Annotated in this window: 14 protein-coding genes; 10 read left to right on the forward strand and 4 right to left on the reverse strand. The window is 44.5% G+C overall.

What is annotated here, in order from left to right; all coding sequences use genetic code 11:
- Nucleotides 1-539: 539 nt before the first annotated feature.
- The gene (locus F988_RS11710) at nt 540-1,562 is read right to left on the reverse strand and encodes a metallophosphoesterase (protein WP_004683199.1); all 1,023 of its coding nucleotides are present in this window, start codon (nt 1,560-1,562) and stop codon (nt 540-542) included.
- Nucleotides 1,563-1,719: 157 nt separating this feature from the next.
- Between F988_RS11710 and F988_RS11715 the strand changes: the two genes are divergently transcribed.
- Complete coding sequence (locus tag F988_RS11715) at nt 1,720-3,282, forward strand: phospholipase D family protein (RefSeq protein WP_010589135.1); 1,563 nt, start codon at nt 1,720-1,722, stop codon at nt 3,280-3,282.
- Here F988_RS11715 and F988_RS11720 read toward each other — a convergent pair.
- The gene (locus F988_RS11720; RefSeq protein WP_004683202.1) at nt 3,275-4,105 is read right to left on the reverse strand and encodes a lysophospholipid acyltransferase family protein; all 831 of its coding nucleotides are present in this window, start codon (nt 4,103-4,105) and stop codon (nt 3,275-3,277) included. The two genes, F988_RS11715 and F988_RS11720, sit on opposite strands and share 8 nt — an antisense overlap.
- 397 nt (nt 4,106-4,502) lie before the next feature.
- On the opposite strand from F988_RS11720, the gene hflX reads away from it, so the two are divergent.
- The 5 genes from hflX (at nt 4,503) to F988_RS11745 (ending at nt 8,236) form a co-directional block, all read left to right on the forward strand.
- Complete coding sequence (hflX, locus tag F988_RS11725; RefSeq protein WP_004683204.1) at nt 4,503-5,849, forward strand: ribosome rescue GTPase HflX; 1,347 nt, start codon at nt 4,503-4,505, stop codon at nt 5,847-5,849.
- 43 nt (nt 5,850-5,892) lie between these two features.
- Entirely contained in the window at nt 5,893-6,255 is a 363-nt protein-coding gene (locus F988_RS11730) for a hypothetical protein (protein WP_004683205.1), read from the forward strand.
- A gap of 12 nt (nt 6,256-6,267) precedes the next feature.
- Nucleotides 6,268-6,936: an LrgB family protein gene (locus F988_RS11735; RefSeq protein WP_004683206.1), complete on the forward strand. Its 669-nt coding sequence runs from the start codon at nt 6,268-6,270 to the stop codon at nt 6,934-6,936.
- Between the two features lie 83 nt (nt 6,937-7,019).
- Entirely contained in the window at nt 7,020-7,466 is a 447-nt protein-coding gene (locus F988_RS11740; protein WP_004683207.1) for a DUF2147 domain-containing protein, read from the forward strand.
- Nucleotides 7,467-7,792: 326 nt separating this feature from the next.
- Complete coding sequence (locus F988_RS11745; RefSeq protein ID WP_004683208.1) at nt 7,793-8,236, forward strand: DUF2147 domain-containing protein; 444 nt, start codon at nt 7,793-7,795, stop codon at nt 8,234-8,236.
- Nucleotides 8,237-8,316: 80 nt separating this feature from the next.
- Here F988_RS11745 and F988_RS11750 read toward each other — a convergent pair whose 3' ends face one another.
- Entirely contained in the window at nt 8,317-10,500 is a 2,184-nt protein-coding gene (locus tag F988_RS11750) for a carboxy terminal-processing peptidase (protein ID WP_004683209.1), read from the reverse strand.
- A gap of 215 nt (nt 10,501-10,715) precedes the next feature.
- Here F988_RS11750 and nagZ point away from each other — a divergent pair, with 215 nt between their 5' ends.
- Both nagZ and F988_RS11760 read left to right on the forward strand, forming a co-directional pair.
- Nucleotides 10,716-11,735: a beta-N-acetylhexosaminidase gene (gene nagZ / locus F988_RS11755; protein WP_004683210.1), complete on the forward strand. Its 1,020-nt coding sequence runs from the start codon at nt 10,716-10,718 to the stop codon at nt 11,733-11,735.
- A gap of 286 nt (nt 11,736-12,021) precedes the next feature.
- Nucleotides 12,022-12,864 carry a class I SAM-dependent methyltransferase gene (locus tag F988_RS11760; protein WP_004678487.1) on the forward strand — a complete coding sequence of 281 codons (843 nt, stop codon included), beginning with the start codon at nt 12,022-12,024 and terminating at the stop codon, nt 12,862-12,864.
- 69 nt (nt 12,865-12,933) lie between these two features.
- On the opposite strand, the gene F988_RS11765 is transcribed toward F988_RS11760, so the two are convergent.
- The gene (locus tag F988_RS11765; protein WP_004683212.1) at nt 12,934-14,247 is read right to left on the reverse strand and encodes an alpha/beta fold hydrolase; all 1,314 of its coding nucleotides are present in this window, start codon (nt 14,245-14,247) and stop codon (nt 12,934-12,936) included.
- 354 nt (nt 14,248-14,601) lie between these two features.
- On the opposite strand from F988_RS11765, the gene F988_RS11770 reads away from it, so the two are divergent.
- Both F988_RS11770 and F988_RS11775 read left to right on the forward strand, forming a co-directional pair.
- Nucleotides 14,602-15,867, forward strand: coding sequence for a glutamate-5-semialdehyde dehydrogenase (locus tag F988_RS11770; protein WP_004683213.1), 1,266 nt, complete (start codon nt 14,602-14,604; stop codon nt 15,865-15,867).
- A 305-nt stretch (nt 15,868-16,172) separates the two neighbouring features.
- The gene (locus tag F988_RS11775) at nt 16,173-17,348 is read left to right on the forward strand and encodes an acetate/propionate family kinase (RefSeq protein ID WP_004683214.1); all 1,176 of its coding nucleotides are present in this window, start codon (nt 16,173-16,175) and stop codon (nt 17,346-17,348) included.
- The last annotated feature ends 5 nt before the right edge of the window (nt 17,349-17,353 follow it).

Consider the following 17,353-nt stretch of genomic DNA (forward strand, 5'->3'; position numbering starts at 1 on the left):
GGCAGATTCCTAAGCATTACTCACCCGTCCGCCGCTAAGATTAGGTGCAAGCACCCAATCCCCGCTCGACTTGCATGTGTTAAGCCTGCCGCCAGCGTTCAATCTGAGCCATGATCAAACTCTTCAGTTTAATATCATTAGTAGCTTATGGCTACAAATCTTGGCTCATCAATTTTCTGACTAAAAATTCGCTCAAATAAACTTCGAGAAATTTCTACCATTCAATCAATGATAATATATCGATCAATCAATCAGTAAAAATCCACACAAGTTGTTCTTCTATTCTCTTAATGATCTTCTCGATGATTCGTCATCATCAAGCTAGGTCGGCTATGTTACCCTAAATCTCTTTAAAGTCAACAGGTAATTTCAACTTTATTTTAAACCACTTTAAGCAACTGATTTAAAAAAACTTTCAATCAACAACACCGACGATGGAGTCGCATTATAGGCAGTTTTATTTCCCACGCAAGCGGTTTTTGGGTTTTAATATTTAATTGGCTATTTTTAAGCCACTTCCTGTCATTTTCACATATTTTTTAGCATAATTCAATAATATCAATGGTGGGTGGCACACGAAACCGAAATGGAACACCCACCATCCCCGTCCCCACCGTCACAAATACATCTGCATGTTCATGTGAGTAAAAGCCTTTTTTGTGCCCCAAAATCGAAACCCGTTTCATAATGTAGCTGGTGACCCACGGCAGTTCAATTTGTCCGCCATGTGTATGTCCAGATAGCATCAGAGGATGGCTTGGCAATTCTGGCACCATATCCACCGTATCAGGATTATGGGATAAAATCAGCCACGGCTTATCCTGTGGCAACTCGGGTAAAAAACGCATATTGGCTTTTCCTGCCCACAAATCCCCGATGCCAACCAGACGGAACTCATCAAATTCAATAATCTTGCCCTCAATATCCATCACATTGTTTTCAGACAGCGCTTTTGCCAATAGTTCCTGAATTGGTGGTCCTGGATACTGTTCATCATGGTTACCTGACACAGAATAAACTGGCATTTGTATTTCCCTTAATACTGCCAGTTCCTGCACCAAACGATTTTCAGGTTCATAGGTCCAGTCTCCAGCCACCACAACAAAATCGGGCTGCTCCTGATTTAATTTTTTGACAATGGTTTTGAGTTGGCGTTCATGTCCTGAAAATAACCCTACATGCATGTCTGCAACCAATGCCACTTTTACAGGTTTGGTAAATTCACGCTGTGGATTTAAACGATATTGATGGTATTTCACATGAATTTGGTGTGGCTCAATAAAACGTGCATAGACCAACACACTGCTTAACAGGAATACAAAAATGGTTTGGTGGGGGGTGTAGTAACCTGACCAACCTGCATAGAGGCTAAAAAACCAAAGGGGCACTAGCAAATAAGACAGATAAAAAGCCAGCAAATGCACGAACGCCTTAAACGGATGGATGGTTTCGGTGCGAGCCTGATGTATCCAGGCCTGAATCAGTGCCCACAGTGCCAGTACCGCAAACAGGAGATAGAAAACTAAAATAACTATATCTGAATTTAACAGTGCAGAGCTCATTCACCTCACCTCAGGGGCAGTTATCACATCTCATATTTATATTTTTCGATGAAATGCTATACTCAAGCCGAACTTTTAATCAGTAATAATTATGACGCAATCTGCCCGTATAAATAACAAACATACAAAAATAAGTACAACTACTTACAATAAAAGTATGCTTGCGATTTATTGCAGTATTGCGATCACTGTAACAGGTTGCAGCACCTTACCCAAACATACAATAGAATCCATTCCTGAAACCGCCTTGCAGGTTGACACCGCCCAGACCACACTGGCACAAATCATTCAACCCTTACAAGAACAGCACCCTGAGCTGACAGGTTATCTGGTGCTGTTTGAGCCGCTGGAGGCCCTGGCGACCCGCCTAAGCCTGATTGACAAGGCGGAGAAAAGGCTGGATTTACAGTATTACATCTGGGATAACGACAAGGTTGGCTCACTGGCCCTGCATGCGCTGATCCGTGCCGCAGACCGTGGCGTCAAGATTCGCCTGCTGATTGATGATAACAATGCCAAATCAACCGAGGGAATTTTTCTGGCATTGGCACAGCACCCCAATATTGAAGTCAAGCTGTTTAACCCCTATCGCTTTCGGAAATATCGTGCGTTCGACATGATTCTGGACCTGAAGCGCATCAACCGACGCATGCACAACAAGAGCTTCATCGCAGACCACCAGGTTGCCCTAATTGGCGGGCGCAACATGACCAATCAATATTACAATGTCAGTGACAACTACCAGTTCTCTGATGTTGATGTGATGCTGCTCGGCACGGCGGTGAAAGATATTTCACATTCTTTTGATGAATACTGGAACCATGAATATGCCTACAAGGTGCAGGAAGTGGTCAAGCAAAGTGCCCATCATCTCAGCTATGAAAGTTTAAAACGGCAGCTTGATGAGCACTACAAGCGGGTTACCGTACAAAACTATCTGGATTTAACCAGCAACTCTCAGGCCATTGACTCACTGATGAGTCGGGATATTCAATTGGATTGGGTCAAGGCGGAAGTGGTCAAGGATTCACCCGACAAGATCAAGTCTAAGGCAAAAAAGAAAGAACACCTCAATTTCCAGCTTATTCAGCATCTCGAACAACCTGAAAAAAACGTTGACCTGATTTCAGCCTATTTTGTTCCTGAAAAAAAAGGGGCAAAAATGCTGACCGATTTGGCAAAGGATGGCGTTAAGGTACGGGTTCTGACCAACTCGTTCAAGGCCAATGATGTCGCGGTGGTCCATGCGTTTTATGGCAAGTATCGGCAGAACTTATTGGAACATGGTGTACAGCTCTATGAATTTTTACCTGCGCTGAATAAAAATGATCTGGACAAAAACACCGAGGATTTGGCGAAAAAGGCCAAGGTCAGCATAAAGGGCTTAAGCCGTTCAAGCCTGCATGCCAAATTGATGGCACTGGATGAAAAACAGGTTTTTATTGGTTCGTTTAATTTTGACCCACGCTCGGCCTATCTCAATACTGAGATTGGTGTACTGCTCAACAGCCCACCACTTGCCCAGGCGGTTCACACCACAATGGATGAGAACCTCAGCAAATATGCCTATAAACTGGTGCTGGATGCCAACAAGAAAATTACCTGGCAGCGTCAGACACCTCAAGGCCCTGTTATTTATACCAAAGAACCACGCATGAAATGGTGGCAAAGGGCTGGCATCAAGATGCTTTCATGGCTACCAATCGAGGGATTTATGTAGCCTCTGTGCCATCTGGCATCACCTTAAGTACCTTACGCTGCAACTCCAGCAAACCTGCACGCATTTGCTGCTCAACTTCCCCGGTTAAGGTCTCCACGGTATGCCCTGTTACAGGAACTGCGGGCAATGTCAGTAGGTGGGCCGTGACCTTGGGCATTTCCAGAACACGCTGCACATGCTCCGCAAAGGACATTTCACCAATAAATGGGGCCACCATGTCCAGCTCACCATTCTGGTTGACATAGCAAATCACGCAGATCTGGACGGGTCGCTGGGCCTCAATAGCGGCTCCAAGCAATCTGCCATGTACCTTTTTAACCCTTGTGCCATCTGTGGTGGTGGCCTCAGGGAAAAACAGCACGGGAATATCCTGTTTTAAAAACTCGGTAATTTGCTCACGAATCCGAATGGAGTCACCTGAACCACGTTTAATGAACAGGGTTCCACCGCCCTTTGCCAGATTTCCCAAAATGGGCCATTTTTCCACTTCGGCTTTCGCCAGAAAGAAAATACGTGCACCTGAACCCAGTACCGCCACATCCAGCCATGAAATATGATTGCTGACCCAAAGTGCAGGTTCACGGGGAATGGCACCATGAACCTGTACCTCAATATTGAAGACTTCACATAAACGACGGCAAAAATACTGCACATAACGGGTATTTACAGGATTATTGGGATCTTTATAGAGGCCATGACGATAGATGAGATAAAAGCCTTCACCAATCGTTTCCAGGCCTGCGGCCAATTTCTTGCTATATAGACTGAACTTAGAGAATAAACTAAATGGCGGGTTGTTTAGCGCTGGTGTTTCTTGTGTCATAAATCATCAAAACCGTATGCATGTATGCATTAAATTAGCAAAGTTATATCATGCCCATATCCACTTATAAATGTAGCATTGATATTAAAAAACGAATGTAAGGATAAATTTTTTCAATTTTAAATGATTTATCAGATCAATTACCATAAATAAATCGAATTTACAGATTTATAGGTGATAAGATGAATCCACATGCCAACACATCAGAATCACAGACCACTCTTCCTTATGGCTATGCGCTCAGAATGTTTTTTAGGCTGGTCAATCCTGTATCTGGCAACATTGATTGGTTTTATTGATCTTTTGCGCCGAAATATCACCTAGCGACACTTAGTCTTTGCCCTTTGCTTTAAGTTTATTCTAGAATAAGGCTTCAACAACGAACATATGAGATCGCGTGGAAAATTTTGAGCAGCATCAAGGTGGTGAACGGGCAATTTTAGTCAGTGTGGCTGTACAACTGCTTGACGATCTGGATGCTGAAGAGTTCCGATTGCTCGCTCAATCTGCTGGTGCTGAAATCCTTGAACATATTTCTGTGCAACGCAACAAGCCTGATCCAAAGTTCTTTATTGGCTCAGGCAAGGTTGATGAAATTGCCGAACAGGTCAAAGACCTTGAAGCGGAACTGGTGATTTTTGACCACTCACTCTCCCCTGCCCAGGAACGCAACCTGGAGAAAGTACTGAAATGTCGGGTGATTGACCGTACAGGTTTGATTTTGGATATTTTCGCCTTACGTGCCCGCACCCATGAGGGGAAGCTACAGGTCGAACTGGCACAGCTTAAACATTTGTCCACCCGTCTGATTCGTGGCTTTACGGGTAATCTGGAACAGCAAAAGGGCGGTATTGGCCTACGCGGGCCAGGTGAATCACAACTGGAAACAGACCGCCGACTGATTCGGGTACGCATTACCCAACTCAAGGAAAAATTGGTCAAAGTTCAGCAAACCCGTCTCCAAGGCCGCGCCGCGCGTCAAAAAGCAGCGATTCCAACCATTTCACTGGTGGGATATACCAATGCAGGAAAATCAACCTTATTTAACATCTTGGCAAAAAGTGATGTTTATGCGGCCGACCAACTGTTCGCAACCCTAGACCCCACCTTACGGCGTTTGGACTGGGATGGCATAGGCACAGTTGTGCTGGCGGATACGGTTGGATTCGTTCGAAACTTGCAGCACGATCTAGTCGAGTCATTCAAGGCCACTTTGGAAGAAACGCTGGAAGCAACCTTGCTGCTGCATGTGATTGACAGCAGCAGTCCCAACATGACTGAGCAGATTGAAGCGGTGGAGTCAGTGCTCAAGGAAATTGGTGCCGACGCCCCAGTTTTGCATGTCTACAATAAAATCGACCTGAGTGGCGATGCCGCAAAAATCATTTATAAGACACCTGACCAGCCTGACCGTGTCTATGTTTCGGCACATTCTGGGCAGGGTCTGGAACTGCTCAGTCAGGCGGTACAACAATGTCTGATGGGCCAGTTACAACACTTTGATTTAGTGCTGAAACCTGCCTACGGTAAGCTTCGTACCCAGCTTTATACCCTGAACGTGATTCAGTCTGAACACCATGATGATCATGGTGACCTGCACCTGTCGGTCTGTATCGCCCCTCATAAACTGGAGCAACTCATTAAACAGGCACATTTACCATTAGACGAAATTCTTGGAAAAAAAGCTTCCTTATTCGAGCGGGCTTTGGAAGAATTCGAACGGAATGACAATTCATCACTATAATGATGATTACACATCGTTCAGATAGACGAGAGTAAAAAAGCACATGAAAGATATTGATTGGTCAGCCTGGTTTTGCACGATTTTATTGATTGTCGTATTTCGTGAGGGTGCCGTCCTGATCACCAAAGCCTTTCATCACCCTGAACTGGGTAATCTGGTGGGGTTGATTGCGCTACTCACCACCCTGCTGATCTGGAGGCGGTTTAAAAAAATCTCCAACCGCCTGATTGATACCAACAATAAAATCATGAAAGAAAGCGCATTTGCGTTTCTGCCGATTTGTGCAGGCTCGCTGATCATGCTGGTTCATCTGGGCAAGGAAATTCCTGTGTTTCTGTTTGTGCTCACCCTAAGTACCTTATTGCCCTTATGGATTTACGCCAAAATGGCAAAACGCTGGTTATAGAGGCCTTTATTTATGTTGATGGTTATTTATGGCTTTGTGATCACCCTGATCAGCTATCTGCTTGCAAAACCTTTGAATAAAAAGGTTCCTCAGATTCCGCTGATTGTGTTTGCCATGTTTATCGTGATTGGATTGCTGGCAATCCTCGGCATTCCGTATGAACACTACATGAACAACGTCAATGATGTGTTTAACCATCTACTTGGTTATGTCACGGTTGCGCTGGCCATTCCCCTCGCAGCGATGCGCTACGATGACTTGCCCATCAAGTCCATGATTGGAATTTTATGTTTTGCCAGCATCAGTGCGGTTGCCCTGCCTATGGGACTTGCTTATTTATTGCACATGTCTGAACCGACCATCATGGCCTTTGCCACACGTGCGGTGACCACACCGATTGCACTTAACATTGCCACACTGCTACATGCCCCGTTGATGATGGTTTCTCTAATTGTGATCTTATCAGGTGTGATTGGAGCGGCCTTTTCACCGTGGATCTTAAAACATATCCATGATGAACGTGCCTCTGGCCTGGCGCTGGGTCTGGCGGCCCATGCCATTGGCACGGCACAGGCATGGCAGCGTGGTCCTGTCACGGGTCGTTATGCCGCATTTGGCATGGCGGTGAATGGGGTGTTCACAGCCATCTGGCTACCCACTTTTATTTTATCTTTGTCTTAAAATTTGCAGCAAATATCACATAAAGATTGAACTAGTTGTCAAATATCCTACATAATGGAGTTTCAAACGTTAAAAGGATTTTAATGATGGCCAAACAACTCATAGGTGTATTACTCTTATCAGCAGTCAGCAGTTTTTCTTTTGCGGAAGGCATTATAGGTCTTTGGCAGACGATTGATGACAAAACGGGTGCACCTAAGGCGTTAGTCGAGATTCGTAAAGAAGCTGACAATACTTATGCAGGAAAAGTAGTCAAACTTACTCCTCGTGCGGGCTATACTCCAAAGGAAACCTGTGTAGACTGCCCAGCCCCTTATACCAACAAACCTATTATTGGTCTGGATGTGGTGACAGGCCTAAAGTCCACAGATGGCCTTAACTATACTAGTGGCCGTATTCTTGATCCAAATACAGGCAAAGTGTACAACATGAAAGCCAAGTTAAGCTCAAATGGTAAACGCCTGCACTTGCGCGGCTATCTGGGTATATCTGCATTAGGTCGTAACCAGATCTGGATTCGCGCTGAATAAGCAATAATGCTGTATGCACCCACCATCTTATACTTGATCATCTTGATCACGGTTTCATCAAAAAAACCCACTTCGTTTTCATTCAAAGCGAAGTGGTTTTTTCTTAAATCCTCAAAAATTCATTGAAATTTCAATTATAGTCAAACTACTTTATTATCCATACAGGATTCGAAAAAAACTCGAAATAATTCATCGACTTAGTTGTATTAGTTTTATAATGACTTGACTATATTAAAAAAGCAAACAATTGTAAAATAATGATTGAATCTATTATTAGAAATCCGAAATAATAGAAAAACAATGATAGGCAGCAAGGAGGCTTAAGCATGTACTCAAAACTCATTACCTTTTTTGTGTTATTTGGTCTTGGCCAACTGACCTTTGCTCAAGATATTACGGGTATTTGGCAAAGTATTGATGACGTCACAGGTGCACCTAAAGGCCAGGTCGAAATTACCCAGGAAGCGGATGGCACCTATACAGGCAAAATAACCAAAATCACCCCACGTACAGGTTACACACCGAAAGAGTTCTGTACGGGCTGCCCTGCCCCTTATACCAACAAACCGATTGTCGGTTTAAATGTAATTACCAAGCTTAAGCAAAAGAGAGACCTCACCTATACAGGTGGACGAATTCTCGACCCCAATACTGGCCGTGTATATAGTCTGGCAGCAAAACTCAGCTCAAATGGACAACGCCTACATCTACGGGGCTATGTCGGGGTTTCTGTATTGGGACGCAGCCAGATCTGGATTCGAGTCAATTAAACCTTGAACAATAAAGACTTGGACAATAAAAAATAGCCCTGCATGACAGGGCTATTTTTTTTAACGGCAAAATCTAAAATTTAACGGCCTTGCAATGCTGCATAGTCCAGTAGCACATTTGCCGCTTCGGTAATAAATGCCTCTTCCTCTGGTAAAGGTGGACGCAGATGAGCTTTCATCTTGGCACGTGACTCAACTAGAGCGTCAATAGAAGCCTGGTAGCTTTCCCAGTTTGCATAAGGCGGCTGGCCTGTTGCAGCTCGGCGTTGATTTTCAGCATCCAGCGTTTGCTTTTCCAGATCAATCAGTTCAGCACGACGCTGGTCGATATCCAGTACCACTTTCTTCTCATCAGCGCTTTTCTTGGCAAGTGTTTTGCGTGTCTCCAAATACTTAAACTGCGGGTCTGTCGCAACACGCTGTTCAGAGGTCTGGTTCAGTTTAGCCAGATATGGCTGTACTGAACCTTCACGTTTGAATGGCGCTGTTGGAATGGTGTCCCACTTCAATGCATTTTTAGCCTTACGCTCACCAAACTCCTCATTGTAGATATCCACCAGTCTAATGTCGGGAATTACGCCTTTATTCTGGGTACTGCCGCCTGTAACACGATAGAACTTACGCTGGGTCAGCGTTGCCTGACCATGTGCCAAAGAATCCAGTTGAACCTGAGCGGTTCCCTTGCCTGTGGTGGTACTGCCAATGATGATACCACGTTCATAGTCCTGAATTGCGGCAGAATAGATTTCACTTGCCGAAGCAGAAGCCAGGTTCACCAATACCGCCATTGGCCCAGCATAAATCTGTTCACCGCCATCGGTGTCTTCAAACACATTGACATTACCATTGCCATCACGGATCTGAACCACTGGGCCTGACTTAATCACCTGCCCCAGCATACGGGCAACCTCTTCCAGAGAGCCACCTGGGTTATTACGCAAATCAACCATAATGCCTTCGACTTTCTTGGCTTTCAGTTCTGCAAATGCTTTTGCAGTGTCTTCAGACACTGAACGGTACTCAGTACCAGCACGGCGTGAACGATAATCAAAGTAGAATGATGGAATCTCAATCACACCGAAGACATGCTTCTTGCCATCACGCGTGATTTCAACGGTACGTGAACGAACACCCGCATCCTCTTCCTGAATCACATCGCGTGTCAGTGTGACATTACGCGCCTGACTCATGGCTGCGCCAGCACCCAGCAAGCGTACCGTGACTTTGGTACCACGTTTACCACGAATCAGCCCCACAATCTCAGAACTAGGCCAGCCGATCACATCAATCATTTTATCGCCATCCTGGGCAACCCCAATAATGCGATCTCCCGACTTCACTTGACCAGATTTACTGGCTGGACCACCCTCAACGATGGTTTCGATCTTGGTGTAGTCCTCATTGCCACGTTCAGGACGAATTGAAACGCCAATCCCTTCAAGCTGCAAGGTGGTCTGACGGTTCAGCTCCATCGCATCAATTGGTGGATAATAATTACTGTGTGGATCATAGGTTGCCAACATTGCATTCAATGTTTTATCCAGCACATCATCACTTTTTACCCGACCAATACGCTCGAGCTGACGTGTATAGCGCTTGGTCAGTGTCTGAACAGGCGTTAAGTCTTCAGGCCCTGTCAGGTCCTGTCCATTGGCAAGCGATGGATTGGCCTTTAACGCCTTTTGCTTGGCCTGCTCCTCTTCCTTGCTGATGGTTAGATTAATCAACTGTGACACTAGCATGTTCTGCCAATGACGCCGTTGCTCGGCAGTCGTTTTGAAATAAGGTGCCTTTTCGCGGTCAATATCAAGATACACATCTTTCTGATGCAGATTCTGTGGTTTCTTGAGTTCAGCTAGCATGTATTCGTAAAACTGTTTCAAACGCTCACGATATTGCGCATGAATGGCAAAAGGCCCAGTTAAGTTGCCCGCTTTCAATGAGCTGCCAAAAGTTGAGCCGTACTTATTCTTATATTCTTCAACCTCACTACTAAGAAACAGCGAATGGTCTGGATCAAGGCTATCCAGATACATATCCAGAATACGGTTTGAGGTGGCCGCATCCAGACGCATGTTCAGGTAATGCTGACGGTCAACCAATGTTGCCAGTTGACGCGAGACCAATGCTTGTTCCTGTGATGGCTTGATCGCTGTTGAAACGACTGGCGCTTCTGTCGCCGCAAATGCCTCATTTATGGTATGAGAGAAAAATAAACCACCAGTCGCAATTGCAACCGCACACGCTATCGTTTGAAGTTTCATAAAATTTTGGTGCTTCCTTGGATATGGCAATTATTATACAGGCACAATGTCAATATGAATGCCATGCATTCAGCATCTTGGCAACCCGTATAACTTATTCATCAATATCATGTCGTTTTATCATATTCTGTACTGACAAAATGTAGCAAATCATTGCACAATTTATCTATCGTTTTTTTCATCAAATTTTTTATCAAAATTCAAACGGAATCACTATGATCGGCGCATTGATGCTGGATATTGCTGGCACAGAACTTACTCAAGAAGATATTGAACTATTACAGGCTCCGCAAGTCGGCGGCATGATTTTATTTGCCCGCAATATTGAATCCCCTCAACAGGTCCGTGCATTGACAGACCATATGCGGCAGGTGCGCCCTGACATCCTGATTGCTGTTGATCAGGAAGGTGGTCGTGTACAGCGTTTAAGACAGGGTTTTACCTTGCTTCCAGCGATGGGACGACTTGGAGAGCATTATCTGCACAGCCCGCAGCAGGCAATTGAACTGGCTGAACAATGTGGCTGGTTAATGGCAACTGAAGTACTTGCGGTGGGGATTGATTTTAGCTTTGCGCCTGTTTTGGACTTGAATGATATTAGCGATGTGATTGGTGACCGTGGTTTTGCCAAAAATATGCAGGACATCGTACCACTGGCAGGTGCATTTATGCAGGGCATGAAAAAAGCAGGCATGGCAACCACTGGCAAGCATTTTCCAGGTCATGGTTCAGTCAAGGCAGACTCGCATGTGGCGGCGGCAATTGACAGCCGTCGCTATCAGGAAATTTATGATAAGGATATGCAAAGCTTTATCCAGTTGATGCCTCAGTTGGATGCACTGATGCCAGCCCATGTGATCTATGATCAGGTTGATCCCAACCCAGCAGGATTCTCTCCTTTCTGGCTGCAAAATGTCTTACGCCAGCAGCTCAGGTTTGATGGGGTTTTGTTTTCGGATGACCTGAGTATGCAGGCTGCATGTGTGGCAGGCGGTGCGGATGCGAGGATTCAGGCTGCATTAAACGCGGGATGTGATATGGGCTTGGTCTGCAATGACCGTGCAGCCGCATGTACCGCGCTGGATGGCATTCAAAACCTTGCCTTGCCAAACCAGCAACGATTGGAGCGTATGCGCGGTAAAATTCCAGAGATTCAGATCGGCACTACCCTCACTTTGGACGAAACTTGGCAAAACGTCAGAAAAGTCATTGAAGACTTTAAGAATTCGTTTTAAGTTGTATCTACGAATAAGTTGGCGCTGCCTTAGAAGCTATATCTAATCAGATACTTTTTATTATAGGTAATGCCTTGCTTTTCAGGGATGAAAAGTAACGAAAATCCTTTTTTGATCAGCTTTGTGTTGTTTTTAAAACAGTTCAGACTGGTCAATTAGGGCATCCATGTCGCTTCATGAGAGTAAATAACAAACTTAAAGTCTTATTTAAATGAAAGGAATCTTCAATTTAAAAAAAGATTTATTTCATTTCGCTAAAATAAGATAAAAACAGAGTCTAGGACAGATGACACAACAACTTTCAAAACATCGCCATATTTCATTTACTGCACATTACACAGGCTATATCTGGTATCAAATGGGAATTTCTCATCCAGCATTGGCAACGGCAAAAGGGAAAACGCTTGCCGCCCTAGTTCATCCGATTGAAAGCTGGGCAGAAAAATATGTGGGTGGCAGTATGCGCACCACGCTAAAACAGCGCCACACTATGCTTGACACTCACTTACAGACATTAATTCAACAGCATCCTGATTTACAGGTGCTTGAGATTGCCTGTGGACTCTCCCCGCGTGGATGGTGGTTTAGACAGCATTATCCAGACATCACTTACCGTGAACTTGACTTACCTGATATGGCTGCGACCAAACAGGCGGCACTACAACAAATTGAAAGCGAAACTGATGAGGTGCTTTCAGTCGATTTATTCACGGACGCTTTTGCTTCTGCCTTTGAGGTATTTGATCCTCAACGTCCATTGGTGGTGATTAGCGAAGGCTTGATTAACTATTTTGAGAAACCATTATTGCAACAACTGATTAAAGCCATTGCTACCTATGGTAAAGACTTTAAAGAACTGCATTATTTAACTGACCTTTATCCAGAACCGACCCAAAATAAACTCGCCACCATCATCTGGAACAGCAGCCGTTTATTGAAGTGGATGTCCCGTAGTGCCTTTAGTTTCCACTTTCAGACTCCTGTTGAAGTCGAACAGTTTTTTCATGAAGCTGGCTTTAAACAGGTAGAGGTTCTACAGCCCAAACAGTTTTTCGATCAAATTTCCCTGCAAAACAGACATCAGCACTTGGGTGATCTGGTCTGGACAATCCAGGCAAGCAATAAATAATCCCTACAAAAAAAGAGAGGTGGTCATACACCACTTCTCTTTTTTAACTTTCCTACACGTTTTTACGAATTAATTAGCCAGTTTCTGACGCTCAATAAAACGGGTTAAACGGTCAGCAATCTCAAAACTACCATGTTTAAACAAGATACGTAGACCTTGCTCGGTGGCATCAAAGATTAAACATTCAATTTTAAATTCGCCCTCTTCATCAACCAAATGCAAGGCTAAATCACGTGGATGCTGGCTAACAAAATCAAGCTGCTCAAGTTGGTGAAGTTTCAGGTACACTCCAAAGAACGTGATATCAACAATCGTGACTGACACTTCGCCATCCAGATGACGGTGGCTAAGCTTGCTTTCTGGCTGTAAAACAGGAATACGCTCTTCACCACGGCGTTCGATCTGCTTCATTTGCTCGCGCGTCATGCTAATGATGCCATCAAGGTTATCGATGGATTCACCTTTCAGGAATGTCGTAAACAGATTCATGGTTTCTTTACGGCGCTGCAGCTGTGGCACATGATCGGCATTGGCGATCAAGGCAAACTGCATGTCTTCACACTGCAAGGCAAAGTCGGCGTTTTCATGCGGCAGGGTGAAACTGTCATACTGCCCAGCAGCAACCAATGTCTTACACTGTGCGACAGGTACATCACTTAGGCGCAGTAAACGGTTGCAATTGATTTCATAGCGCTCACGCTCAGTTGTGGTGAAATCAGCCATCTGTCTAAAAAACAGACGCTTGGCTGTGGGTGACATACGTGTCTTGTCCAGCTTGGCGTGGTTGACCAGATACAAAATAACCGCCTGCCCAAACTCCTCCATGCGGTCTTCACGCATCAGGTGTAGTGACTCCTCAAGCAGCATGCGCCAGCTTTTACGGGTCTTTTGCATCACACCCATCAGCACCATACGGTCCACCAGTTCTGGACGTTGATATGCAAATGAAGAAGCGACCACTGAACCCAATGACATTCCCATCACTGAAACCTTGTCGATTCCAACAATATCAAGCCATTGACCCAGCATTTTTGATAAATCAGGCAATTCCAGCACTGCTGCGGATTCACCAGTATCCACATTGCGAATCTGTTGATTTGCGCCCATTGAAGGTAAATCAATCAAAATGACAGGACCACTCTCAAAGAGTTGCTCAACACAATACTTATAAGAGTTAAAGTTCTGAAATGCGCCTCCGACAATTACAATTGGCGTGTTGTAGATCGTTTTGGGATCAGCAATTGCCATATATTCAATTTTCCAACCATCTATCCATGTAGTACGCGCTGGTTGTTTAAAACTGTTTTTATTGTAAATGTCGAAAAAACCAAACCCAGTGTAGGTGTGGTTTAAATCCGAGTCCATTTGGATAATGGAATTCATATCCTTCCTCCATCCTTGTTTATTTTTTTGATGCAAGAGTCTCATTTTTTACGATTTCAACTTGCAAGTTAACAAATTTACAAAATTTGTATTACATTTGTCCTATACATTTTCATTCTATACAAATGCATGTTTTATACGCAACGATTTCCTTAACCATTTATCTTGTTTAGTTCAACAATCTTTTGCAAAATATGTAGTTATGTCTTTAAATTCAACAGATTCATTGCATTTCAGCAAAAACACCCACGCAACATAACAGTTTACAATTTGTGAATTAGTCAGTTCAGGCTATTCATTGTTCCGCATTTGACTGTTACTATCTTTATAAATACATGCAATCATCAAAATGCTATGCAAGACTCTATTCAAACTTATATGCAACAGGTCGGGATACAGGCGCGTAAAGCGTCTCGTGTTTTAGTCAGTGCATCGACACATTTGAAAAATCATGCCTTGTCTGCAATTTATACTGCCCTGGAAAATAATCAGGCACAAATTTTAGCAGCCAATCAAATTGATATGGAAAATGGCCGTCAACGCCAACTGGACAGTGCCCTGCTTGACCGTCTGGAACTGACCCCTGCCCGTTTCAAGGGCATGCTACAGGGCTTGAAAGATGTCATCGCATTGGTTGACCCGATTGGCGAAATCACTGATATGACCTACCGTCCGTCTGGTATCCAGTTGGGTAAAATGCGCGTGCCGCTTGGCGTGATTGGAATGATTTATGAGTCACGTCCCAATGTGACACTTGAGGCGGCATCGCTGGCGTTGAAATCGGGTAACGCGATTATCCTGCGTGGGGGTTCTGAGGCGCTGGAATCGAACAAGGCAATTGCAGCCGCCATTCAACATGGGCTACAGGTTTCAGGCCTGCCTGAACATGCCGTGCAGGTGATTGACACACCTGACCGTGCTGCTGTTGGACATCTGATCACCATGACTGAATATGTTGACGTGATTGTGCCGCGTGGTGGAAAAAGCCTGATTGAACGCATCAGCAATGAAGCGCGTATTCCTGTGATCAAGCATCTGGATGGCAATTGCCATATCTTTGTTGAGGCACAGGCTGACCTCCAAAAAGCCTTGCCAATCGCATTGAATGCAAAAACACACCGTTATGGAGTGTGTAATGCCATGGAAAGCCTCTTGGTTGATGAAACGATTGCTGAAGAATTCCTGCCCCGCATTGCTGAACTTTATGCGGAAAAACAGGTTGAGCTTCGTGGCTGTCCAGAAACCCAGCGCATTCTGGGTGAATCTGTCAAAACTGCGACCGAGGAAGACTGGTATACAGAGTATCTGGGGCCGATCCTTGCAGTTAAGGTGGTGAGTGGTATGGATGAGGCGATTGACCATATCAACCAATATGGCTCACACCATACCGATGCGATTATTACCGAAAACTTTAGTCTGGCACGTGAGTTTCTGGCACGTGTTGACTCCAGCTCGGTGATGATCAATGCCTCAACCCGTTTTGCCGATGGCTTTGAATATGGTCTCGGTGCAGAAATCGGGATTTCAACCGATAAAATCCATGCCCGTGGTCCAGTCGGTCTGGAAGGCCTGACTTCACATAAATGGATTGTTTTTGGTGACGGGCAGATTCGCCAGTAACTGGTTCTATTGGTTTGCTTTTTGGCACGATAAAGCTCATTTATTTGATCTTTATCGTGTTTTTACATATTTTCATACAAAAAACTGTAGCAAAACGAACAGATCACCCAAAATAATCTTTTATTTACACACTATACTGAAATATAAATTTGTTTCACTTATAAATCAGTCGTATAGGCTAAAGTCTATCTTCGCCAATATGACAACCCATGTTAAAACATTGCGCTTGATTCTAATGCCCCATGCATTGTGGCAAAATCAAAAGTATTGGTTTATAAAATTTAAAACCTGTTAGGGGTTCAAACGTGGCTATATCTATTCTTGTAATTAACTGTGGTTCGTCATCCATCAAATACGCACTGATCTCTGAACGCCGTGAAGATCGTATCTATGGTTTGGCAGAAAATTTAGGTTCTGCTAATGCACGTATTAAAGGGGTAACAGTGGGTGGCGAACCATTGGAGCTTTCAATCCCTCACGCAGATCATGCTAAAGCGCTCGAAACCCTTTTAGCTCGTTTAGCAAATTACAATCCTCAGGCGATTGGTCATCGAGTAGTACACGGTGGAAACTTAACCAAAGCTGAACTTTTAACACCAGAGATTGTAAAACGTATTGAAGCAGCGACACCGCTTGCGCCATTGCATAATCCTGCTCATTTAATTGGGATTGAAGCAACCATGCGCTTATTTCCTGAATTACCTCAAGTTGCAGTTTTCGATACAGCGTTCCATCAAACGATGCCTGAACGTGCATACCGTTATGCCCTACCGCAAAACTTATATACAGAACATCAAGTTCGTCGTTATGGTTTCCACGGCACAAGTCATGCTTATGTGACTGAACGCGCGAGCGAATTGGCAGGAGCAAAAAATCAAGGGGGCTGGCTCAGTGCTCATTTGGGTAATGGCAGTTCAACCTGTGCTGTTTGGAATGGTGAAAGTTTAGATACGTCGATGGGGATGACCCCACTTGAAGGTGTGGTCATGGGTACGCGTAGCGGTGATGTTGACCCAAGCCTACATTTATTCCTTGCAAGTAATTTAGGCTGGAGTATCCAGAAAATTGACAGTATGCTGAATAAAGAAAGTGGCTTGCTTGGCTTATCTGGCCTGTCAAACGACATGCGTACTTTAGTTGAAGCTTCGGGTAATGGCCATGAAGGGGCAACACTGGCGATTGAAGTATTCTGTTATCGTTTAGCAAAATCATTATCTGCTTTGAGCTGTGGTTTGCCGCGTTTAGATGGATTGGTGTTCACTGGCGGCATTGGTGAAAATTCTGCCTATGTGCGTGAAAAAACGCTCGCTTACCTGCCTCATTTTGGCCTGCAATTCAGCAAGGAAAATAATGATACTTTGACTCGTGGCACAGAGGGACGCATTGATGGAGGAACTGGTCCACAAATCTGGGTGATTCCAACTGATGAAGAAGGTCGTATCGCCAAAGAGACCCGTCAGGTGCTTGCACAAATAGCTTAAACAAT

This window comes from Acinetobacter parvus DSM 16617 = CIP 108168, assembly GCF_000368025.1.
GTDB lineage: Bacteria > Pseudomonadota > Gammaproteobacteria > Pseudomonadales > Moraxellaceae > Acinetobacter > Acinetobacter parvus.

What these genes read in the sequence shown, in the direction of transcription:
- F988_RS11710 (WP_004683199.1), bottom strand. Translation starts at nt 1,562, where the DNA reads ATGAGCTCTGCACTGTTAAATTCAGATATAGTTATTTTAGTTTTCTAT.
- F988_RS11715 (WP_010589135.1), top strand. Translation starts at nt 1,720, where the DNA reads ATGCTTGCGATTTATTGCAGTATTGCGATCACTGTAACAGGTTGCAGC.
- F988_RS11720 (WP_004683202.1), bottom strand. Translation starts at nt 4,105, where the DNA reads ATGACACAAGAAACACCAGCGCTAAACAACCCGCCATTTAGTTTATTC.
- F988_RS11730 (WP_004683205.1), top strand. Translation starts at nt 5,893, where the DNA reads ATGAAAGATATTGATTGGTCAGCCTGGTTTTGCACGATTTTATTGATT.
- F988_RS11735 (WP_004683206.1), top strand. Translation starts at nt 6,268, where the DNA reads ATGTTGATGGTTATTTATGGCTTTGTGATCACCCTGATCAGCTATCTG.
- F988_RS11740 (WP_004683207.1), top strand. Translation starts at nt 7,020, where the DNA reads ATGATGGCCAAACAACTCATAGGTGTATTACTCTTATCAGCAGTCAGC.
- F988_RS11745 (WP_004683208.1), top strand. Translation starts at nt 7,793, where the DNA reads ATGTACTCAAAACTCATTACCTTTTTTGTGTTATTTGGTCTTGGCCAA.
- F988_RS11750 (WP_004683209.1), bottom strand. Translation starts at nt 10,500, where the DNA reads ATGAAACTTCAAACGATAGCGTGTGCGGTTGCAATTGCGACTGGTGGT.
- nagZ (WP_004683210.1), top strand. Translation starts at nt 10,716, where the DNA reads ATGATCGGCGCATTGATGCTGGATATTGCTGGCACAGAACTTACTCAA.
- F988_RS11760 (WP_004678487.1), top strand. Translation starts at nt 12,022, where the DNA reads ATGACACAACAACTTTCAAAACATCGCCATATTTCATTTACTGCACAT.
- F988_RS11765 (WP_004683212.1), bottom strand. Translation starts at nt 14,247, where the DNA reads ATGAATTCCATTATCCAAATGGACTCGGATTTAAACCACACCTACACT.
- F988_RS11770 (WP_004683213.1), top strand. Translation starts at nt 14,602, where the DNA reads ATGCAAGACTCTATTCAAACTTATATGCAACAGGTCGGGATACAGGCG.